This window comes from Pseudomonas abieticivorans, from assembly GCF_023509015.1.
GTDB lineage: Bacteria > Pseudomonadota > Gammaproteobacteria > Pseudomonadales > Pseudomonadaceae > Aquipseudomonas > Aquipseudomonas abieticivorans.
The window spans coordinates 5,386,354-5,406,764 of record NZ_CP094975.1 but is presented as its reverse complement, the minus strand read 5'-3'; the positions used below and the strand labels follow the sequence as shown (position 1 = coordinate 5,406,764).

The following is a 20,411-nucleotide window of genomic DNA, read 5'->3' as shown; positions in this document are numbered from 1 at the left end:
TGCTCACTGAAAATCCCGGCTGCGCACATCCAGCCCCATCAACAGATCACTGCGGTCCAGCAGATTGCCGGCAATCACATGCCGCACCTGCCCTTCGCGCTCCAGACGCCCCTGCACCTGCATCAACTGCGCACCCACCAGGATGCGCCGCTGGCGGTCGGCCAGGGTTTTCCACACCACCACGTTGATCATCCCGAACTCATCTTCCAGGGTCACGAAGGTCACCCCGCTGGCGGTTTGCGGCCGTTGACGGCCGACCACGATGCCGGCCACGTTCACGTGCCGACCGTGGTCGATGCCCGGCAGGTCTTGCGAACTGCGACAGCGCAGGGTATCCAGCGCCGGGCGCAACAGCGCCAGGGGGTGTGGGCCCAGGGTGGTGCCGACCGTGGCGTAGTCGGCGTACAGGTCTTCGCCCACGCTGGGCTTGGGCAAGGCCACCGGGGCCTCTTGGCGGGTGGGCAGGCCTTCAAACAGCGGCAGTTGCGCCTGCACGCTGGCCACTTCCCAGCGCGCCTGGTGGCGGTGCCCGGCCAGGCCTTTCAAGGCACCGGCATCGGCCAGTTGCTCGCGGGCACGGTTGTCCAGGCGGGCGCGCAGGCACAGGTCGGTCACGTCGCTGAACGGTTGCTGCTGGCGCACACTGTCGATACGCGTCGCGTCCTCCTCGCGAAAGCCGCGAATCATCCGCAACCCCAGGCGAATGGCCGGTTGCTGTTGGCCGCCGTCTTCCAGCGAACAGTCCCAGCCACTGATGCACACGTCCACCGGGCGTATCTCCAGGCGGTGGCGGCGCGCGTCCTGTAACAACTGGTCGGGGCTGTAGAAGCCCATCGGCCAACTGTTGATCAACGCGCAGGTAAAGGCCGCCGGTTCGTGGCACTTGAGCCAGCAACTGGCGTAGGTGAGCAAGGCGAAGCTGGCGGCGTGGGACTCGGGAAAGCCGTAGCTGCCAAAGCCCTTGATCTGTTCGAAGATGCGTTGGGCAAATTCCAGGCTGTAGCCGTTGCGCAGCATGCCTTCGGTCAGGCGGATCTGATGCGGTTCAAGGCCGCCGTGGCGCTTCCAGGCGGCCATGGAGCGGCGCAATTGGTCGGCCTCGCCGGGCGTGTAGTCGGCCGCGACGATGGCCAGTTCCATCACCTGTTCCTGGAACAACGGCACGCCCAAGGTGCGCTCGAACACTTTTTTCAGGGCCTCGGAGGGGTACACCACCTCCTCCTCGCCATTACGCCGGCGCAGGTAGGGGTGCACCATGTCGCCCTGGATGGGCCCCGGGCGCACGATCGCAACCTCGATCACCAGGTCGTAGAAGTTCTTGGGCTTGAGCCGTGGCAGCATGGCCATCTGCGCGCGCGATTCGATCTGGAACACCCCCACCGTGTCGGCGCGGCCGATCATGGTGTAGGTGGCCTTGTCTTCGGCAGGGAGGGTGGCCAGGGTCAGCTCCACGCCGCGATAACCGCGCACCAGGTCGAAGCTGCGACGCAAGGCGCTGAGCATGCCCAAGGCCAGGATGTCGACCTTAAGCAGGCCCACCAGGTCCAGATCGTCCTTGTCCCACTGGATGATGGTGCGGTCGGCCATGGCGGCGTTTTCCACCGGCACCAGGGTGTCCAGCGAATACTCGGAAATCACGAAGCCGCCAGGGTGCTGCGACAGGTGCCGGGGGAAGCCGATCAACTCGCCGGTGAGCGCCAGCACCCGGCGCAATATCGGGCTGTCGGGGTCAAAACCCACCTCCACCAGGCGCTCCACCGGCGGGATGCGGTCGCTGTAACGGCCCACGCAATCGGCCAGGGCGTTGATCTGGTCCGGCGGCAGGCCCAGCACCTTGGCCACATCACGCACCGCACCGGCGCCGCGGTAGCTGCTGGCCACCGCCGTGAGCGCGGCGCGGCTGCGGCCATAACGCTTGAACACGTACTGCAGCACTTCTTCACGGCGCTCGTGCTCGAAGTCCACGTCGATGTCGGGCGGCTCCTTGCGCTCCTTGGAGATGAAACGTTCGAACAGCATGTTCATGCGCACCGGGTCGATCTCGGTGATCCCCAAGGCGAAACACACCGCCGAGTTGGCCGCCGAGCCCCTGCCCTGGCACAGGATGCGTTGCTCGCGGGCAAAGCGCACGATGTCATGCACGGTCAGAAAATAACTCTCGTAGCCCAGCTCTGCGATCAGCGCCAGTTCCTTGTCGATTTGCTCCACTGCCTTGGCCGGCGCGCCATCGGGCCAGCGCCAGCGCATGCCCTGCAGGGTGAGTTCGCGCAGCCAACTGGTGGCGCTGTGCTGCTCGGGCACCAGCTCGCGGGGGTAGTGGTAGCGCAATTGGCTGAGGTCGAACTGGCAGCGCTGGGCAATGACCAGGGTTTCATCCAGCAGGGCCTGGGGGTACAGCTCGGCCAACTGCACCAGCGGGCGCAAATGACGCTCGCCATTGGGGAACAGCCGGTGCCCGGCATCGGCCACCGTGACGTGGTGGCGGATCGCGGTCATGGTGTCTTGCAGGGCGCGGCGGCCACGGGCGTGCATGTGCACGTCGCCGCTGGCCACCGCCCTGATCTTGAGTTCGGCGGCCAGGGCCAGCAGTTGCTGCAGGCGCTGGGCGTCGTCCGGGCCGCGGTGCAGTTGCACGCCCAACCATAGCCGCTCGCCAAACAGGCCGCGCAGCCAATGGCCGGGTTGCTTGTCTTGGGGGCTGTCGGGCAACCACAACGCCAGCAGGCCTTCCAGGGCGACCTCGGCCAAGTCCTCGCCAAGCAGTTGGTAGCTGCCCTTCTCGGCCCGACGCCGGGCCAGGGTGATCAACCGGCACAGGGCCTGGTAGCCGCCCAGGTCTTGCACCAGCAGGACGATCTTGGGCCCCTCGTGCAGGCGCATTTCACTGCCGATGATCAGCGCCAGGCCAGTGTTTTTAGCGGCCTGCCAGGCACGCACGATACCGGCCAGGGTGCACTCATCGGTGATCGCCAGGGCCTGGTAGCCATGACGCTTGGCCCGTTCGAACAGCTCCTGGGCGCTGGAAGCACCGCGCTGGAAACTGAAGTTGGACAGGCAGTGCAGTTCTGCGTAGCCGCCGCTCATCCGAACCAGCCCTGCAGCCACAGGCCGTCTTCGCCGACGCTGCGGTAGGCCCAGGCGCGCTGGCCGTTGGGGGTTTCAATCAGGTAGTAGTCGCGGCGCACATCGCCGCCGTCCCACCAGCCCGACTCGATGCGCTCGGGCCCGGCAAGGATGTGCGCGAACAGGTCGCCCAAGAGCTGGGCCTGTGGCAACAGCCAGCCGGGGCGCAGGCCGTGGTGGGCGAGCGGTGCGGCCTTGCGCTCGGGGGTCGAGCCCCAGGCGCATTCGGGCCGGTGATCGCCCTGGGCGCACAACCCCGTGAGCGCCTCATCGCCCAGCCGCGCCCGCAGGCGCTCGCGCAACTGCTCCCAGGGCTGGGTTTGCTGCGGGCGCTCGTCGAACAGCTCCTGGTGGGTGGGCACAAAGGCCGGCAGGTCGCGCGCCATCAAGCGCAGGCAGCGCACCGGGCGCGGCACCTGCAGTTGTTCGAAACGCCCACGGGCCAGTTCGAACAGCAGGTTGGGGTCGCGCTCGGCCCCCAGCAGGCCCACCGGCACCAGGGTGTCTTCGCCTTCGGCATGCTCCAGGTGCAGGGTGAAGCGCTGCACGCCGCCGTCACGCCCGGCCAGGAAGGTGGCAAGGTCAGTGATCAACCGGCGCAAGGGGAACAGCAGCGCCTGATGGGACTCGACATCGAAGTTAAGCTCGATGCGCTGCTCGAAAAAGTCCGGTGGCAGGTAGTACTCCAGTGGCATGGGGCGCAGCCCGGTCAAGGTGTTCAGGTGTGCCAGCACGCCTGCGCCGAAGCGCCGGGCCAGGGTGTCACGGGGCAAGGCCAGCACCTGGCCCAACGTGCGCAGGCCCATGCGCGCAAAGGCGGTGGCCGCATCGCGGGGCAAACCGATGCGCTCGATCGCCAAAGGCGCCAGGGCATGGCCCAAGGCGTGGGGGCTGTCGATGGCGAGGCCGTCACGGGCATTGGCCAGCATGCGCGCCGCCGCAGGGTTGGGCGCCAGGCTGATGCGATGGCTAAACCCAAGCTCGGTCAGCTCGGCGCGCAAGCGGGCCTCGAACACCGGCCAAGGCCCGAACAGGCCAAGGCTTGCACCCACCTCCAGCAACAGCACCCGGGGGTAATGCAGGCTGACCTGGGAGCTGAAGCGGTAGGCCCAGGCGGCCAGGAATTGCTGCCAGTGCTCGACCTGCGCCGCGTCGTACTCCTCGGTGGCAAAGTCGCGGGTCATGGCATGGGCCGCAGTCAATAGCTGCCCAGGCTTGAGGCCCAGGGCGCGGGCCGCCGGGTTCACCGCCTGCAGCACGCGCCGCTGCGCGGGGCCGGTGACCAGCGCCAACGGCGCCTGGGGCGTGTCGCGGCGGCGCAACACCCCGTCGAGCGCCAGTTGTGGCAATACGATACAGGCCCAGAGCATGGCAACCTCAAGCCCCGCCGGCAAAAGCCAGCGGCAAGGCCGGGGCCAGGCCGCCACGGCACTTGAGCACGCGCAACTGCGCCGGGCGCACATCGATGGCGATGCGCAGGGCCGCCGGGGACGGGTTGTGCGCGGCCTGCTGCGGGCGGCAGGCAAAGGCCAGGGTTTGCCCGGTTTCGGCGGCCACCTGCAAGCGACGCAAGGCGCGGTCGTCGACGGTTTTCGGCCAGCACAACACCGCGCCGCAACTGCCCGAACGCAGGCATTGCTCGGCCGCCCACAGGGCGTCGGTGCCACTGGCGCTGATCAATGACACCTGGCGCAGGTCCACCCCCGCCGCCGCCCAGGCCTGAGGGTAGGGAATGAACGGGGCGCCCACCAACACGATGCGCTCACCGGCCTGGGTCAGCCGCGCCAGGGTTGGCCACAGCAGGCGCAACTCGCCGCTGCCGTCGCTGGGGATGAGGATTTCACTCAAGGCCCCCGCCGGCCAGCCTGCCGTGGGCAAGGCCCGGTCCAACAGCGCATGGCCGGTCGGCTGGGCGCTGACCGGCTGGGCCGGCGCGCGGCCTTTCCAGACCCGCCGCTCGTCCAGCAGGCCGTCGAGGCTGACCACGGCGCCCATCAGCGGCGCACCAGGCCGCAGAAGATGCCTTCGATCATGAATTCTTGCTCGGGGTCGACCACGATCGGCTCATAGGCCGGGTTGCGCGGCAACAGGCGCAGGTGCTCGCCCTTGAGTTCGAAGCGCTTGATGGTCACCTCGCCGTTCAGCCGGGCGACCACGATCTGGCCGTTGCGCGCATCAAACTGGCGCTTCACGCCCACCAGGTCGCCGTCGAGGATGCCGTCGCCGATCATCGAGTCACCCTCTACCTGCAGCAAAAAGTCCGGTACACGGGCAAACATGCGCGAGTCGAACACCAGGTGATCGCGCACGCCCACATCCGGGTCGATGGGCATGCCGGCCGCCACCCGGCCCAGCAGGGGGATTTCCAGAAGTTGCGGCTTGCTGCCGTGCTCTACCAGCCGAATGCCCCGCGCCTGATTGGCGGTGACCGCAATAAACCCGGCCTCGGTCAGCGCCACGATGTGCTTGCGCGCCACGCTGCGCGAGGCAAACCCGAAGGCCTCGGATATTTCCGCCAGGCTCGGCGGCTGCCCCCGATCGCCGATGCGCTCGCGGATGAAAGACAGGATGGCACTGCGTTTGGGAGATAAAATAGTCATGGAGTACATTTGTACTCCATTGGCAAATATTTGACCAGTGCCCTTGGTCAGGGCGCTTTTCCAGTTTCAGAATCTCCCTCATTGCGTAGCGAAATGCCCTACATATTTATGCTGTCTGAAGCCGTACCGTGCCCTTCCCCTCAAGAGAAAGGATTCCACGGCCATGGGTGAACTCTTCAATTGGCTGCTCGGCCGTCCCAGCGCGCCGCCTCCCCCGGTATACCCAGCCCCCGACACTCGCCCGATCCCACCCGCATCCGTGCAGAGCAACGCCAACCCGTTACCAGTGGTAAAAAACTGGAGCCATCCGTTCAAGGATTCGCGCCACCCGCTGCTGCAGTTGACCCATTTGGCCAAGGCTATGGCGGGCACCTACCCATTAGGGTTCAACGGCCTGTGGCACGGTGGCGTGCATTTCGACGGCGGCACCGCAGGCACCCTGGACCAATCCAGCGTGCACTCCGTGGCTGATGGCGAGGTGGTGGCATACCGGTTCGACACCCAAGCACCAACCACCGCCTATTTCGTCAACAAGCTCTCGGTCAATAAGCCCTTTTCGCGCAATTTCGTGCTAGTGCGCCATCGCCTGCAACCTCCAAAAATAAACGGCAACCCGCAGCAACCGCCCAGCCTGATCGTTTACAGCCTGTACATGCACATCCAGGGCTGGGGGGAGTATCAGGCAGATGCGGCTCAAGCTCGGCCGGTGTATTGGCCCGAGGGGGCTGTGCGCCATGTCAAGGCAACGGCCAATGACGCCTTTCCGCGCGACCCCGAGCGCAAGGGCCTAAACCTGCGCCACCAGGCCCTCCAAGGGACGGTCATCGGCAGCTTGCCGCCAGGGGCGCAGATAAAAGTGAGCGGCACCGGCGAGTATCGCAAATTGGAAAACGTGCTCGGCCCGCACGTTTTGCTGGATGAGCCGGGGGCCCTGCGCGGCTACCTGTCCATGAGCTTTCTACAGCCCGTGGAAGGTGACGAGTATCGCCTGCTGCGTGAACTGAATGTGCGCGCCGAAGCCAATATCCACAGCGCCAGCATCGGTCGGCTGCCGGCCGGCACGCAGGTGGCCGTGCGTGGCGAGGGCGAGTTTCGCTAGCTGGAGCGGGTCAACCAGTATGTTCATTTCGACGCCTTGCAAGGTATCCGCGAGCCCCTGGCCACAGACCGGGTGGTGGTGCCGGATGAACCGATCGCAATCAAGGCTGGCGACCTGATCGGCCACCTCGGCCAATACCACTGCGGCCTGGCCGAACAGCCGGAAAAAAAATTGCACCTGGAAATGTTCAGCGACGACGACGTCGAAGCATTCCTCGAGTCCAGCCGCACGTGGGCCAAAGAGCTGCCTGATAAAGAAATGACCTGGCTCAAGTTGACCAAAGGTACTGCCGTGGTACCCCATCAAGCCCATTACAGCGCAAAGCAGCCTCCCAGCATTTCGCCAAGCAGCCCACAAAGCGATGCCGACCTGCTCCTACCCAAGAGCCTGCTCGACGACTTGCCTGCCGATCAAAAAATTAGTGTACCAGCCACACCGGGTCGGGAAGCACACTGCTGGTATCGCCTGGAGGGGCTGTTCCATGGCGCCGACAAGCACCCGCTCGACGGCTGGGTACGTGAAGACGTGGGCATCACCCCTTGGGTCAGCCCGTGGTCATGGGACGGCTACGATGTCGTCCACGACTACACCCCACCTCGCACCCTACTGGCCTCGTTCCTACGCGGCATCAACTCCTTGACCGATGCCCGCTTCCCCTTGGCCGACAGCGGTGATAACTGCGCTATCAAAAATCGCCTCCACGCGTTGATCGATCCGCAGCGTGATGGCGCAATGAGCGCAGAGAAAATTCAGGCGGCGATCCAATTGCCCGCCCACGCCCAGTCCATTTCACAACTGATCGTTCAGATTGAAAGCGAGTGGTTCGACAAACCGCGCAAGTGGGACGCACTGGATGAAATGCTCGGCCATAGCGGCTCCACGCCGCACTTGAACTGGTTGGCGGAAAAGACGCGGATCAAGGCGTTGAGTTGGTGGGGTGAGGTGGCGGCGAAAGTCGGTTTGCCGGTGGATGGGAAGGTGTATCACTTTCATCCCATTGGGCTGTCTGGGCGTTTTGGCTCAAAGGTTATCAATATCATCACCTACCGGATCTATCATAACGGATTGATTGAAAAAGTAGTGCCGGGTAATGCGACTGAGGCGCAGCTAAGAGATGCCCGCTATCTTTATACTGACAACACAGGGCGGGAGTTTGACTTTGGGATATTTAAAGGTACCCAGGCTACCCGCTGGACAAAAAAAGATATCAAGGGCACTGAAACCATTTATCTGATGGATGCCTCAGATTTAGGTCGAAATCCGGAGAGGCAGTTTGGATTCAGATTTGTCACTGGTACTTCGAGAACATACCTTAGCCAATCCGCCCTTGCCAGCTTTATTGGCGTGCTAATGGAGTTAAACTATCAGGATGTAGCATCGACAGGATTTAGCGATTCCGATGGATCACCTGGCGCAAGCAAGTCCCATATAAATGGAGAAAACGGCGACTTTAGGTTTCTAAGAACAGATCACGATTGGAGTCAAGGAACCGATTTAAGCCTTCCAGACGGCGTCGCCGCCTTGGATGAAGCCAGGCAAACCAACATGAGCGAAGCGCTTTACAAGTTCGGCTGGAAACAACAACTGGCATGGACCTACTTAAAAGACAAGAAACCAAAAACTCTGCCCCGAACGATACATTTCGAAAACCACCATCATCACCTACACGTGGGCAAGTACGCCCCCGCCATAAAAGAAATAAAAAAATGAAAGCCATCTTCTTGCTCGCGACCAGCATCTCACTAGCAATAGTAATGGAATGCAGCGCACATACAGAACACAATGAGCGTTCAGTGAGCACGGTTTTTGTCGCCACTGAAAAATCAGAAAAGATGCAGCCCAACGAACATACCAAACTCTGCCTTTCCGATTTAAAAACAGCGGCATCCGACACGAAAGCGAGGAACGTAAGCGCTTTTCGGGAGTTTAATCATTACCCACCGACCCCTGGTGTTGACTTAGACCCACACAGCGTTGACCTATCAAAAGTAAAAAAAATAAGTATCACAGAAAAATGCCTAGAGCAAACCCCTCTAAGCTTCATCATCGAAACAGGAGGAATATCACACAATGGCAACGCTCGCGACCTCAACCCAATAAAAGCATGGCGAACCGACAACGGCTTTGCCGTAATTTATCTATATAAAGGTTACAAGGAAGCTGATGGCACGGGACATACAATCAACCTCTCAGCCGCTTTTTATAACGACGAAGGAATGCCTCTAGATTATATCGACAATATTTCAACATGGTACAATAACGAGGGAACCGTCCATATCCGCGACGCCGAACTGACAGATAGGAAGATCACTGTCAGCAAGGTAGTTTTTGACCCAGAGCGACTCACCCGAAACGGAAAGGTTTTAGAATACAGCCAACTCCATGACAAGCAAATAGTACTGGAGTTTGCAAACCATGAAGGACATTACATAGAGCAACCCAATACGCGAATAGACTATCCCTGATCACGTGAGCGATCAATTCACTTTCCTTTGCTGAGCGCTGAAAAAACTTGTTTGCAGAACGGGAAAAATGAACACTACACATTAACGCCAAAACACACAAAACACCTCAAAACGAAACAGCTCTCAAAAAGTACACGATTGAGCCACACGACCCCACCAACAAAAGCGGACATACATTCCTATGCTTATCTAACCCGAACCACCCTTATACAAAATCGCTTACCCCAGTGGGCCCCTCGCCTGGTCGCTCGGTCAATGTATCCTCCACCCCCAACGCATCAATCAACTGCCGCGCGTCATACGGCGCGCGCACTTTCAGGTCATTATCGAAATAGCAATACACCTCGCGCCCGGCGCGCTTGCGCGGGGTTTTGCGCTCGATCAACACCGCATCCTCAGGCTGCCCGCCCTGCTGCCAACATTCGATGCGCGCCTGCCAATGCTTGAGCGCCTTGGGCGTGTAGCCGCTGGCATAAAGTTCGGCGTCGCCATGCAGGCGCATATAGATGAAGTCGGCGGTCAAGTCCTCGGCATAGGGCCACTTGCCTGCCGTGTCAGCCATCACCAAGGCTACCTTGTAGCGCCGCAGCAGCGCGATGAACTCAGGCACCGCGAAGCTTTCATGGCGAATCTCCACGGCATGGCGCAGCGTGCCCCGCGCTTTGCCCAAATCCAGGTAGCCGGGTTTGCGCATGCGCGCATCGCAACCCTTGGCGCAGGCCAGCGCGGCCTTGCAGGTGTGGGGCAGCAAGCTGAGGAAGTGCTCGAACAGCGCCGGGTCGAACTTGAAGCTGGGCGGAAATTGCCAAAGGATCGGCCCCAGTTTTTCCCTCAACTGGAAAACCCCCGAAGCAAAAAAGTTCGACAGCGGTGTTTCCACCTCCCGCAGCCGTTTGACGTGGGTGATGAACCGCGGCCCCTTGACGCTGAAGATGAACCCCTTGGGTGTGTCGGCGTACCAGTGCGCGTAGCGATCCGGGGTTTGCAGCGCATAGAACGAGCCGTTGATCTCGATGCTGCCCACTGCCCGCGAGGCAAACTTCAACTCGTCCTTGTGGGTCAGCCCTTCGGGGTAAAAGTCACCGCGCCAAGGCGCGTAGCGCCAGCCCGACATACCGATGTGCACGTGATTCATCGCCGCGCCCGCCTTGCCTTGATAACGCTGTGACCGATCCCGGCAAACAGAGGTTCAGCGGATTATCTGACCTGCGGTACGCGCACCTCGATAACACTAACTAGTCTTAAGCCTCATCAATTCACCCCCCCAAGGCACCCCATGAAAACCCCAGGCCCCGACCACCCCATCACCCTGACCCCGTTCAAGGGCCGCATTACCGTGCGCTTTGCCGATGAGGTGGTGGCCCAAAGCGACCAGGCCATCAAGCTACAGGAAGCCAGTTACCCGCCGGTTTTCTACCTGCCGCGAGAAAGTGCGAACCTGGCGCTTTACCAGCAGTCACAACATCAGACTCACTGTCCTTACAAGGGCGACGCCAGTTACTACGACCTCATGGCAGGCGAACAGCGAAGCGCCAATGTGGCGTGGAGTTACGAGGCCCCCTACCCGGCCATGCAGGCCATCAAGGGTTACCTGGCGTTTTACCCCGACAAGGTCAGCTTTGAGATACAAGAACACGCCGACCCCGCAGGTTGATGCCAGGCCTGAAACTCGGTGAGCCACCCTCGTCCCCCATCGTCGCCATCGACGGAGCCGTCGGAGCCACACCTGATGACCAATCTTGCCAACGAAATGCTGCTGCCCTTGTCGACCCTTGAAGACCGCCAGCAGCGCTACCGCGACATCCGCCAGCACAGCGAACGGCTTGCCAGCCCCCTGAGCCCCGAGGACATGGTGGTGCAGTCGATGCCCGATGCCAGCCCGACCAAATGGCACCTGGCGCACACTACCTGGTTTTTCGAGACCTTCTTGCTGCAGGCACTGCATCCAGATTATCGGCCCTTCGATGCGGCCTTCGCCTACCTGTTCAACTCTTATTACGAAGCCTTGGGCCCGCGCCAACCGCGCCCTGAACGGGGCTTGATGACCCGCCCGGCAATGGAGCAGATCACCGCTTACCGCCAGTACGTGGACCTGCACATGCACAGTTTGCTGGCGCAAGACCTGGACGATCAGACCCTGGCGCTGGTCGAACTGGGCCTGAATCATGAACAGCAACACCAGGAACTGCTGTTGATGGACATCCTGCACCTGTTCAGCCGCTCGGCCATCAAACCCACCTACGATGCCCAATGGCCACGTGATGCCGCTGGCCGCCAGGGCCGCTTCAAGCCGCTGCACGGCGGGCTGGTGGAGATCGGCCACGACGGCGACGGCTTTGCCTTCGACAACGAAGGGCCGCGGCACAAGACCTACCTGCAACCCTTCGAGATCAGCGACCGGCTGGTAACCAATCAGCAATGGCTGGCCTTTATCGAGGCCGGCGGCTACCAGCAGGTCGGTTTATGGCTGTCCGACGGCTGGGCCCAGGTGCAGGCACAAGGCTGGCAGGCGCCGCTGTACTGGCAGCGCGACGGTGACGGCTGGGTGGAGTTGACGTTGCGCGGCCTGCACCCGCTGGACCCGAACGCGCCGGTGACGCACCTCAGTTACTACGAGGCCTGCGCTTTCGCCCAGTGGGCCGACGCACGCCTGCCCAGCGAGGCGGAGTGGGAACTGGCGGCCTGCAGCGGCCTGCTTGAGCAAGTCGACGACGTGGCCTGGCAATGGACCCACACCGCCTACTGCGCCTACCCAGGCTTTCGCCCCGCCGAAAGCGCGGTGGGCGAGTACAACGGCAAATTCATGGTCAACCAGATGGTGCTTCGTGGAGGCGCCAGCATCACCTCGCCCGGCCATTGCCGGCCCACCTACCGCAATTTCTTCACCCCAGCCTCGCGCTGGATGTTTTCAGGCCTGCGCCTGGCCCGCGACGCCCGGCAACCTGGGGCCTTTGAGGGCAACACCGAGTTCGCCCGCGACGTGATCGCCGGCCTGTCGGCGCCGCAGAAGTCGCTGTCGCCCAAGTACTTCTACGATGCGGCTGGCTCGCAGTTGTTCGAAGACATTTGCAAGACCCCGGAGTACTACCCGACCCGCGCCGAAACCGCACTGCTGACCGCCGTAGCCCGCAAGATCTCGGCCAACATCCCCGAGGGCGCCGCCCTGGTGGAGTTTGGCAGCGGTGCCAGCGACAAGACCCGCATGGTGCTGGACGCAGCCCCGCAGATCGGCGTGTACGTGCCCATCGACATCTGCCAGGACGCACTGGACAAGGCTGCCAGCGGCCTGCACGCGCTGTACCCCAACGTGGTCATTGCCCCCCAGGTCGACGACTTTACCCGCGCCCTGCACTTGCCGCCTGCCGCCAAGGGGCGCGCCCGGGTCGGCTTTTTTCCCGGTTCCACGATTGGTAATTTCACCCGCAGCCAGGCCGTGCAATTTTTGCGCTCGGCCCACACGCTGCTGGGGCGCAACGCCCGCTTCATTATCGGCGTGGACATGGTCAAGGAGCCTGCCACCCTGGTGGCGGCCTATGACGATGCCCAAGGCGTGACCGCAGCATTCAACAAGAACCTGCTCAAGCGCATGAACCGCGAGTTGCACGGTGACTTCCAGTTGGATGATTTCGATCACCTGGCGCAGTGGAACGCCGAACTGCAGCGCATGGAGATGCACCTGGTCAGCCGCCGCGAACAGGTGGTGCAGGTGGCCGGGCAAGCGTTTCACTTCAGCGAGGGCGAACGGCTGCACACCGAGAACTCGCACAAGTTCACGGTGGAGTCCTTTACCGAAATCGCCGCCCTGGGCGGCTGGCGGGTGTGCCAGCAGTGGGTGAGCGAGGCGCCGCAGGTCGCGTTGTTTTGCTTGTGTTAAGGCGGCGTTAGCCCTGTAGGAGCGGATTAATCCGCGAAGAATGCGATGCGGTGGGCCTGCTACACCGCGAAGGATTTCTTCGCGGATAAATCCGCTCCTACAGGGGTGGAACATCTGGAAAACATCGACACAGATCAAACGGTAGCAAACAGGTTTTTTTGAGCACCAAATAATCGAACCCAAGCTATGAGTGCCGCTCGTCATGCCGATCAAAACTGACTAAACTTTTGCTTCGCCCTCCTTTCACAAACAGTGTGAGACCTAACGCTCACACTCAATAAAAAGAGGATGTGCATCATGGCTAACACAGGCAAGTCCAACCCAGGCAATTTCTCTAACGACCGCGAAAAAGCATCGCAAGCCGGCAAAAAAGGTGGCCAGGCATCAGGTGCGGAAAATGCAGGCAACATGAGTAATGACCGCGCCAAAACGGCGGACAAAGACCGCGCCGACACTTCGAAAAAAGGCGGCCAAGGCAGCCACGGTGGTGGCCGCAGCTAACCACTGAGTCAGGGCCGGGGCATCATGCTCCGGCCGCATCAATGCCGGGGGATGCACAGTGAGCCAACACATTGTCCATTTCCATTGCCAGATCGATCAAAGTACCCACGAACGCCTGCGTGACCGTTGCCTGGAAGCCATTGACCAAGGCGCCACTTCGTTGTGGCTGAACATGTCCAGCTCCGGCGGCAGCACCAGTTATGGGTTCGCCGCGTATAACTTCATCAAATCCCTGCGCGTACCGGTACGGGTGATCAATACCGGCAATATCGAGTCCATGGGCATCGTCATGTACCTGGCCGGTGGCGAACGCCTCACAGCCCCCCATTCGCGCTTTCTGATCCACCCCATGAACTGGTATTTCAACCAGAGTTCGGTGGACCATTCACGCTTGCGCGAATACCTCTCCAGCTTAAACAACGACCTTGAGCGCTACGTGAATATCTTCACCGAAGAAACCCGTGACGCCGCGCAAAAGCTCGATATTTTCAAATGCCTGTCGGCCGAAGAAAAGGTCATTGCACCCGACGATGCAGTGTCGTGTGGCATCGCCCATCGCGTGGAACAGATCGTGTTCCCCGAAGATGCCATTCACTGGAAAGTCAGCGGCGAATAGCGCCGCCACGACCTTCGAGCGGCGTGTAGGACAATCCAACTGAATTTTTCCAGCACCACAGGATCATTTGAAGGGTCACTGGAAGGATTTCGGTATTTATGAACAACGCTAAACTCTACGTCATCGACTACACCCTGCACGGGGCGGCGAAGTCATTCATCATCCGCGCGCCCAACATGGACAACGGCGAAGCCTGGCATTGGGCGAGCTGTGACGCGGGCGTGGGCCGCATTGGAAAATTCGGCCGGGACCAGGTGAAAAAAACCAGCAAGCCGGTGGCGGAAAAGTTCGGCATTGAATCGGTGACTTGGCGGCAGGCATGAAGGCCGCTGCAAGTTGTGAGCTACACGCTGCAAGCTGATGTAGTCTTGAGCCTATCGTTCACAGCCTGCAGCTTGCGAGAGCCACCATGCCCACCGCGCTGACGTTTACCCCCCTGCTCGATTGCTCCGTGGCTGTACAAGCGCACGTGCGCGACCTGCGCAACCAACCCCAAGTGCGGCAATTCATGTACACCGAACATGAAATCAGCGAGGCCGAGCATCAGGCCTGGCTCAATTCGCTACGGGGCAATGAAAGGCAATCGGTGTTCGTGGTGATGGTTGACGAGCAGCCGGCGGGTGTTGTCTCGCTCAATGCCATCAACCGCGTCCACCACACCGCCGACTGGGCGTTCTACCTCGACAGCGCGCTTCAGGGCAAAGGCTATGGCAGCCAAGTGGAATGCTGGCTGCTGGACCATGCATTCGGCGAGGCGGGCCTTGCCAAACTCAATTGCGAAGTCTTGGCCAGCAACCCGGCGGTGATCCGCCTGCATCAGAAATTCGGCTTCAACCTTGAAGGTGTGCGCCGCCAGAACGTGCTCAAGCACGGTGAGCGCATCGACGTGATGCTACTGGGCATCACCGCGCCCGAATGGCAGGCAAAGCGCCCGCAACTATTGGACACCCTGCGACGCCTGGCACGCTAAATACCCCTTCGGCGGGGAACCTCACACGCTTTACGGGGGTCGACTCAAGTTCATACCCTGGCAAAGAGCGAACCCTCTCATGGAAAAACTATTGCCTGAGGAATGGCTCTCGCGCCTGTCCGAAACCTGGCTCAACACCCTGATGGTGGCGCTGGTGGCCGTGGCCGTGACCCTGCTGGTGCGCTGGGTGGGCCTGGCGATCCTGCGCAAGGTGGCCAACGGTTTTATCCTGGCTCGCCAACTGATCCTGCGTGCCGAACAACCCTCGCTGTGGCTGATGCCGGCCCTCACCCTGCAAGCGGTATGGACCTCGGCCCCCGATGACCTGCCCATGATCCGCAGCGTGCAACACCTCAACGGCCTGTTGGTGGTGGCCCTGGTGACCTGGCTGGGCCTGCGCTGCGTTACGGCGATCGCCGACACCGTGAGCATCCGCCACCCCTTGGACATCGAGGACAACCTCAACGCCCGGCGCATCCAGACCCAAGTGCGGGTACTGGTGCGCTGCCTCAATTCGCTGGTATTGATTTTCGGCACCGGCCTGATCCTGATGAGCTTCCCGGCCGTGCGCCAGATCGGCACCAGCCTGCTGGCCTCGGCGGGGCTGGCGGGCCTGGCGGCCGGTTTTGCCGCAAAACCTGTGCTGGGCAACCTGATCGCCGGGCTGCAGATCGCCATTTCCCAGCCTATTCGACTGGACGACGTGGTGATCGTGGAAGGTGAATGGGGCCGTATCGAGGAAATCAGCGGCACCTACGTGGTGGTCAAGATCTGGGACGAACGCCGGCTGGTGGTGCCCCTGCAATACTTCATCGAAAAGCCCTTCCAGAACTGGACCCGGGCCACTTCGCGGCTGATCGGCTCAGTGTTTCTCTGGGTGGACTACACCGTGCCGCTGGAGCCTTTGCGCGATGAGGTGCAACGCATCTGCGAAGAGATCCCGCACTTGTGGGACGGGCGCGTGTGCGTGTTGCAGGTGACCGACAGCAACGAACGGGCGATGCAATTGCGAGTGCTGCTCAGCTCCGTCGACTCGTCGCGCAACTGGGATGCACGCTGCCACCTGCGCGAGCGGCTGATCGCCTTTATCAATGGCCACTACCCCAATTGCCTGCCCATGCTGCGGGCAGAGATCGCCAGCAAGAGCGTGCCGCAGGTGCAGGAGCCCGAGGCGGCGGTGGACGTGGCGCGCCAACCGCCGGTTTGAGCAGCCCGCAGGCTTTGGTAAGCTGGCGGCCTACTCATGGAGGCTCAGAGGCGAGGATGTCTGTGTTCAATACGAAAGTAACGCTACCTTCGCGCATCGTGCTGTGTGCACAGGCGAGCGACGGGATGACGGATGCGGTGTTCCAGGAGCACCTTGAAAAGGTCTACCTCCAAGTCACGAAGGATAAAAACCCTATCCTGTGCAATTGCAACGTGACGCCCCGCCTCAAGCTGACCATCAGGCAGCGTAATCGATCGGATGGCACTACCCGCTATTATCTGGCGCGTTATCCAAAAACATCCGACAAACACGTCAAGTGCTGGTTCTACGCCCTGCCCAACGAGGCCAGTGGCCGTGCCGGGTATACCGACAGCGTCATTGAGGAAACCGAGGACGGCTTCAGCATTCGGCTTGCCCACCCACTGGTTTCCAGGCTAGCCAAAGGTACCCAAAAGGCTCCTGCTTCCACGCCAGCCACGCATACCGGGCCGGGAACACCGCGAAAAAACAAGATGACCACCCTTGGATTTCTCAATTTTCTGTGGGAACAGGCAAACCTGCATGACTCAGGGGACCTGTTGGCCAAAGAACGAAAGGAAGCCTCGGTTATCTGGCGTTTGCAAAACGCCACGCAACACATCAGCGCGGGTGATGAATCGGTCAGTGATCATTTCCTCGCACTGCCTACGGCGCCCACCAAGGAACACCGTGATCGTTTAGAGAAACTGGTCGAACGCCAAACGGCACTCAAGACCGACAAAGACCGCACCCTGTGCATTATTGTCGGTCACCTCTCAGACCTCTATGCCACTCAAATAACCTGCACGGGTGCCAAGCAGCTCGAACTCCAGTTGGTCATGACCAGCGCTCTGAGCAAGGCACTGAAGGTCGCTGGGGGCATTAGCGCCCAGGCGTTGACAGCACTGGCTACGAGAAAGGCCGCTCGCGCGGATGTGGTCCGCCTTAACAAGCAAAAGTACGATGAGAATCGGCCCGCCTTTACACCCAGCGAACAACTCGCGCTGGATGCCGCCCACGCAAGATCCGCGAAAGCACCCCACGCCATATTCTGCTGCCTGGCGTACCTGGAAAAAACCGCATCGGGCGTTGTTGCCAACGTCGTTGATGCCGCGATCATGCCCGTCAGCGCCCACTGGATTCCCTATGCGAGCAGTTTCGAACTACAGGTAAGCGATGAGTTGGTTCAGCAAAAACGCCACTTCATAAAGCCCTTGAGGTATGACGCCGCCACCGACCTCATATTCCCTGACTTCATCCTTAGCGACACCCAAACACCGACCCCCATGGAAGTGTTTGGCCGTACCGATGAAACGTATCAACAACGCAAGGCGGAAAAAACCGCCTACTACCAACAGCACTTTTCCACCTGCCAGTGGTGGCATTGGATTGCTCAAGGTGTTGGCAGCACGCCGATCATCCCGGTATTTCCACCCAAGGTATGAATGCCCACAGCGTGACCGGCGCTACACTTGCGGTGGCAAGGTTCGCGGCAAGGTTTCCAGCAACTCCAGCATCGCCAGCAAATTAGGCGAACGCAGCCCGCGCCGCCACGTCAGCCACGTCTGCATGCCGCGGAACGCTTCCTTCAGCGGCCAGGCGCTCACGTTGAAACTGCCCGGCATGCTTTCCAGCATGCTGCGCGGCATCAGCGCAAGCCCGGCACCTGCGCTGACGCAGGCGAGCATGCCGTGGTAGCTCTCCATCTCGAAAATTTTCCCCGGCGCGGCATCGTCGTCCACGAACCATTTTTCAAAATGCCGCCGGTACGAACAGTTGGCGCGAAAGGCGTAGATGGTTTCACCGTGCACGTCACGGGCGCAAGTTACCGGGGCATGGCCCTTGGCGGTAACCAGCAACATCTCTTCGTCGTACACCACCACGCCATCGAGTAACGGGTTGAGCGGGCCATCGACGAAGGCGGCGGCAAACCGACCGGCCAACACGCCGTCGATCATCTCACCGGAAGGCCCGGTGGACAGGCCCAGCTCTACCTTGGGAAAGCGTTGGTGGTAGGCCGCCAGCAACGGTGGGATACGCACCGCGGCGGTGCTTTCCAGCGACCCCAGGGTGAACACACCCGCAGGCTCGCCGCCCGACACTGCCTGCTTGGCCTCTGCCACCAGGTCGAGGATGCGCTTGGTGTAGTCCAAAAAACTGTAGCCGTTGGCTGACAGGCGCAGGCGCAGTTTCTCGCGGATAAACAAGTCCACACCCAATTCACTTTCCAGTTGCTTGATGCGCGTGGTCAGGTTGGACGGCACCCGGTGCACCCGGGCAGCGGCCGCAGTGATGCTGCCCTCCTCGGCCACGGCTTTGAACAGCTCCAGCTGTGTCAGGTCCATACATTCTCCAAACGTGAGCATTTGTGTCTTTATTATTCATTATTCAGGAAAGACCTGCCAGTCTATCGTGGCGCCATCTACTTGCACTTCCTAGGGAATACTGATCATGTCTTATGCACTGTCGTTGAACCCCGCCACTGGCGAAGAACTGGCGCGCTACCCCTTCCAGACCGCCGAGCAATTGGACCAGGCGCTGGCCCGTACCCACACGGCCTACCAACAATGGCGCACCACCCCCGTGGCTGAACGTGCCGCCGTGTTGGTCAAAATGGCCGCCGTGCTGCGCAGCGTCAGCGAGCCGATGGCGCGCATGATGACCCTGGAAATGGGCAAGCCGATCGCCCAGGCCCGCGCTGAAGTCGAGAAATGCGCCGGCCTGTGCGAATGGTACGCCGAGCAAGGTCCCACCCTCCTTGCCCCTGAAGCCACCCAGGTGCCGGACAACAAGGCCCACATCGAATACCGCCCGTTGGGCCCGATCCTGGCGGTGATGCCGTGGAACTTCCCGATCTGGCAAGTGCTGCGCGGCGCGGTGCCGATCCTGCTGGCGGGCAACACCTACGTGCTCAAGCATGCGCCGAACGTGATGGGCTGCGCCCTGTTGCTGGCCGATGCCTGGCGTGATGCCGGCCTGATCGACGGCGCCTTCGAGGTGCTGAACGTGGGCAACGACGGGGTGTCCAGCAGCATCAACGACCCACGCATCGCCGCCGTGACCGTGACCGGCAGCGTGCGCGCCGGTGCTGCCATCGCTTCCCAAGCCGGGGCCGCCTTGAAGAAATGCGTGCTGGAACTGGGCGGCTCCGACCCGTTCATCGTGCTGGCCGATGCCGACCTGGATGAAGCCGTGAAGGCCGCCACCATCGGCCGTTTCCAGAACGTGGGCCAAGTGTGCATCGCCGCCAAGCGCTTCATCATTGAAGACAGCGTGATGGCCGAGTTCACTCGCAAGTTCGTCGCGGCGGTCAGTGCGTTGAAGGTCGGTGACCCGCTGGTGGCCGAGAACTACGTCGGCCCCATGGCCCGCTTCGACCTACGCGATGAACTGGACGGCCAGGTGCAGCAGACCATCGCCGAAGGTGCCCGCGTACTGCTGGGCGGCGGCAAGGTCGAAGGCGTGGGCAACTACTATCAGCCCACCATCCTGGCGGACGTGACCCCGGACATGACCTCGTTCAAACAGGAGCTGTTTGGCCCAGTGGCCTCACTGATCACGGCCCGCGACGCCGAGCATGCCGTGGCCCTGGCCAACGACAGCGAGTTCGGCCTGGCTGGCAGCGTGTGGACGGCAGACGTGGCCTTGGCCCGGCAAATGGCCGCCCGCCTGGAAACCGGTGGCGTGTTCATCAACGGCTACTGCGCCTCGGACCCCCGCGTGGCGATTGGCGGCGTGAAGAAAAGCGGCTTTGGCCGCGAGCTGTCGCACTTTGGTCTGCTGGAGTTCTGTAATGCGCAGACCGTATGGGTAGATCGCCGCTAGGCTCTATCCGAAATGTATCCCAGCTCGGCCATGCTGCGTTGAAAACAGGCTCGCAATGCTCATGACAACCAGTCAACTGCGCTTACTCGCCCGTTTTCGCCTTGCCTGGCCTT

At 61.4% G+C, this 20,411-nt stretch carries 18 protein-coding genes; 12 read left to right on the top strand and 6 right to left on the bottom strand.

All coding sequences use genetic code 11. From position 1 onward, the window contains the following. Nucleotides 1–3 precede the first annotated feature (3 nt). The 4 genes from L9B60_RS24555 to lexA are packed head-to-tail and all read right to left on the bottom strand — an operon-like array spanning nucleotide 4 to nucleotide 5,732. Entirely contained in the window at nucleotides 4–3,105 is a 3,102-nt protein-coding gene (locus tag L9B60_RS24555) for an error-prone DNA polymerase (RefSeq protein ID WP_249673562.1), read from the bottom strand. Beyond that, nucleotides 3,081–4,493 (bottom strand): Y-family DNA polymerase, encoded by a 1,413-nt coding sequence (locus L9B60_RS24550; protein ID WP_249673561.1) that lies wholly within the window; start codon nucleotides 4,491–4,493, stop codon nucleotides 3,081–3,083. Before L9B60_RS24550 ends, L9B60_RS24555 begins: the two co-directional genes overlap by 25 nt. 7 nt (nucleotides 4,494–4,500) lie before the next feature. Further along, complete coding sequence (gene imuA, locus L9B60_RS24545; protein ID WP_249673560.1) at nucleotides 4,501–5,118, bottom strand: translesion DNA synthesis-associated protein ImuA; 618 nt, start codon at nucleotides 5,116–5,118, stop codon at nucleotides 4,501–4,503. Beyond that, complete coding sequence (gene lexA, locus L9B60_RS24540; protein ID WP_249673559.1) at nucleotides 5,118–5,732, bottom strand: transcriptional repressor LexA; 615 nt, start codon at nucleotides 5,730–5,732, stop codon at nucleotides 5,118–5,120. Before lexA ends, imuA begins: the two co-directional genes overlap by 1 nt. A gap of 154 nt (nucleotides 5,733–5,886) precedes the next feature. Between lexA and L9B60_RS24535 the strand changes: the two genes are divergently transcribed. From L9B60_RS24535 to L9B60_RS24525, 3 genes are all read left to right on the top strand, one after another. Further along, nucleotides 5,887–6,822, top strand: a complete 936-nt coding sequence (locus L9B60_RS24535) for an SH3 domain-containing protein (RefSeq protein ID WP_249673558.1) — start codon at nucleotides 5,887–5,889, stop codon at nucleotides 6,820–6,822. A gap of 75 nt (nucleotides 6,823–6,897) precedes the next feature. After that, nucleotides 6,898–8,532, top strand: coding sequence for a hypothetical protein (locus tag L9B60_RS24530; RefSeq protein WP_249673557.1), 1,635 nt, complete (start codon nucleotides 6,898–6,900; stop codon nucleotides 8,530–8,532). Beyond that, nucleotides 8,529–9,287 (top strand): hypothetical protein, encoded by a 759-nt coding sequence (locus L9B60_RS24525; protein WP_249673556.1) that lies wholly within the window; start codon nucleotides 8,529–8,531, stop codon nucleotides 9,285–9,287. Before L9B60_RS24530 ends, L9B60_RS24525 begins: the two co-directional genes overlap by 4 nt. A 205-nt stretch (nucleotides 9,288–9,492) precedes the next feature. Here the strand turns inward: L9B60_RS24525 and L9B60_RS24520 are convergent, their stop codons facing one another. Next, nucleotides 9,493–10,422: a DUF72 domain-containing protein gene (locus tag L9B60_RS24520; RefSeq protein WP_249673555.1), complete on the bottom strand. Its 930-nt coding sequence runs from the start codon at nucleotides 10,420–10,422 to the stop codon at nucleotides 9,493–9,495. A 141-nt stretch (nucleotides 10,423–10,563) separates the two neighbouring features. Between L9B60_RS24520 and L9B60_RS24515 the strand changes: the two genes are divergently transcribed. The 8 genes from L9B60_RS24515 to L9B60_RS24480 all read left to right on the top strand — a co-directional run bounded on the left by L9B60_RS24515 (nucleotide 10,564) and on the right by L9B60_RS24480 (nucleotide 17,918). Further along, entirely contained in the window at nucleotides 10,564–10,941 is a 378-nt protein-coding gene (locus L9B60_RS24515) for a DUF427 domain-containing protein (protein WP_249673554.1), read from the top strand. A gap of 75 nt (nucleotides 10,942–11,016) precedes the next feature. Further along, the gene (gene egtB / locus L9B60_RS24510; RefSeq protein ID WP_249673553.1) at nucleotides 11,017–13,161 is read left to right on the top strand and encodes an ergothioneine biosynthesis protein EgtB; all 2,145 of its coding nucleotides are present in this window, start codon (nucleotides 11,017–11,019) and stop codon (nucleotides 13,159–13,161) included. Nucleotides 13,162–13,458: 297 nt separating this feature from the next. Continuing rightward, the gene (locus tag L9B60_RS24505) at nucleotides 13,459–13,662 is read left to right on the top strand and encodes a KGG domain-containing protein (protein ID WP_249673552.1); all 204 of its coding nucleotides are present in this window, start codon (nucleotides 13,459–13,461) and stop codon (nucleotides 13,660–13,662) included. Between the two features lie 58 nt (nucleotides 13,663–13,720). Next, entirely contained in the window at nucleotides 13,721–14,278 is a 558-nt protein-coding gene (locus L9B60_RS24500; RefSeq protein WP_249673551.1) for an ATP-dependent Clp protease proteolytic subunit, read from the top strand. A 98-nt stretch (nucleotides 14,279–14,376) separates the two neighbouring features. Next, nucleotides 14,377–14,601, top strand: a complete 225-nt coding sequence (locus L9B60_RS24495) for a DUF6555 family protein (protein WP_249673550.1) — start codon at nucleotides 14,377–14,379, stop codon at nucleotides 14,599–14,601. A 98-nt stretch (nucleotides 14,602–14,699) separates the two neighbouring features. Continuing rightward, entirely contained in the window at nucleotides 14,700–15,248 is a 549-nt protein-coding gene (pseH, locus tag L9B60_RS24490) for a UDP-4-amino-4,6-dideoxy-N-acetyl-beta-L-altrosamine N-acetyltransferase (protein WP_249680080.1), read from the top strand. 79 nt (nucleotides 15,249–15,327) lie between these two features. Further along, on the top strand, nucleotides 15,328–16,455 hold the full coding sequence (locus L9B60_RS24485; RefSeq protein WP_438866009.1) for a mechanosensitive ion channel family protein: 1,128 nt from the start codon (nucleotides 15,328–15,330) through the stop codon (nucleotides 16,453–16,455). Between the two features lie 56 nt (nucleotides 16,456–16,511). Then, nucleotides 16,512–17,918 (top strand): DUF1173 family protein, encoded by a 1,407-nt coding sequence (locus L9B60_RS24480; RefSeq protein WP_249673549.1) that lies wholly within the window; start codon nucleotides 16,512–16,514, stop codon nucleotides 17,916–17,918. A gap of 21 nt (nucleotides 17,919–17,939) precedes the next feature. Here the strand turns inward: L9B60_RS24480 and ptrR are convergent, their stop codons facing one another. After that, nucleotides 17,940–18,818, bottom strand: a complete 879-nt coding sequence (ptrR, locus tag L9B60_RS24475; protein ID WP_249673548.1) for a putrescine utilization regulator PtrR — start codon at nucleotides 18,816–18,818, stop codon at nucleotides 17,940–17,942. A 106-nt stretch (nucleotides 18,819–18,924) separates the two neighbouring features. Between ptrR and L9B60_RS24470 the strand changes: the two genes are divergently transcribed. Further along, on the top strand, nucleotides 18,925–20,298 hold the full coding sequence (locus tag L9B60_RS24470; RefSeq protein ID WP_249673547.1) for an aldehyde dehydrogenase family protein: 1,374 nt from the start codon (nucleotides 18,925–18,927) through the stop codon (nucleotides 20,296–20,298). Nucleotides 20,299–20,411: the final 113 nt, after the last annotated feature.

Coding starts and splice junctions, on each gene's coding strand:
- L9B60_RS24550 (WP_249673561.1), bottom strand. CDS start 4,493: ATGCTCTGGGCCTGTATCGTATTGCCACAACTGGCGCTCGACGGGGTG.
- imuA (WP_249673560.1), bottom strand. CDS start 5,118: ATGGGCGCCGTGGTCAGCCTCGACGGCCTGCTGGACGAGCGGCGGGTC.
- lexA (WP_249673559.1), bottom strand. CDS start 5,732: ATGTACTCCATGACTATTTTATCTCCCAAACGCAGTGCCATCCTGTCT.
- L9B60_RS24535 (WP_249673558.1), top strand. CDS start 5,887: ATGGGTGAACTCTTCAATTGGCTGCTCGGCCGTCCCAGCGCGCCGCCT.
- L9B60_RS24525 (WP_249673556.1), top strand. CDS start 8,529: ATGAAAGCCATCTTCTTGCTCGCGACCAGCATCTCACTAGCAATAGTA.
- L9B60_RS24520 (WP_249673555.1), bottom strand. CDS start 10,422: ATGAATCACGTGCACATCGGTATGTCGGGCTGGCGCTACGCGCCTTGG.
- L9B60_RS24515 (WP_249673554.1), top strand. CDS start 10,564: ATGAAAACCCCAGGCCCCGACCACCCCATCACCCTGACCCCGTTCAAG.
- egtB (WP_249673553.1), top strand. CDS start 11,017: ATGACCAATCTTGCCAACGAAATGCTGCTGCCCTTGTCGACCCTTGAA.
- L9B60_RS24505 (WP_249673552.1), top strand. CDS start 13,459: ATGGCTAACACAGGCAAGTCCAACCCAGGCAATTTCTCTAACGACCGC.
- L9B60_RS24495 (WP_249673550.1), top strand. CDS start 14,377: ATGAACAACGCTAAACTCTACGTCATCGACTACACCCTGCACGGGGCG.
- L9B60_RS24485 (WP_438866009.1), top strand. CDS start 15,328: ATGGAAAAACTATTGCCTGAGGAATGGCTCTCGCGCCTGTCCGAAACC.
- L9B60_RS24480 (WP_249673549.1), top strand. CDS start 16,512: ATGTCTGTGTTCAATACGAAAGTAACGCTACCTTCGCGCATCGTGCTG.
- ptrR (WP_249673548.1), bottom strand. CDS start 18,818: ATGGACCTGACACAGCTGGAGCTGTTCAAAGCCGTGGCCGAGGAGGGC.
- L9B60_RS24470 (WP_249673547.1), top strand. CDS start 18,925: ATGTCTTATGCACTGTCGTTGAACCCCGCCACTGGCGAAGAACTGGCG.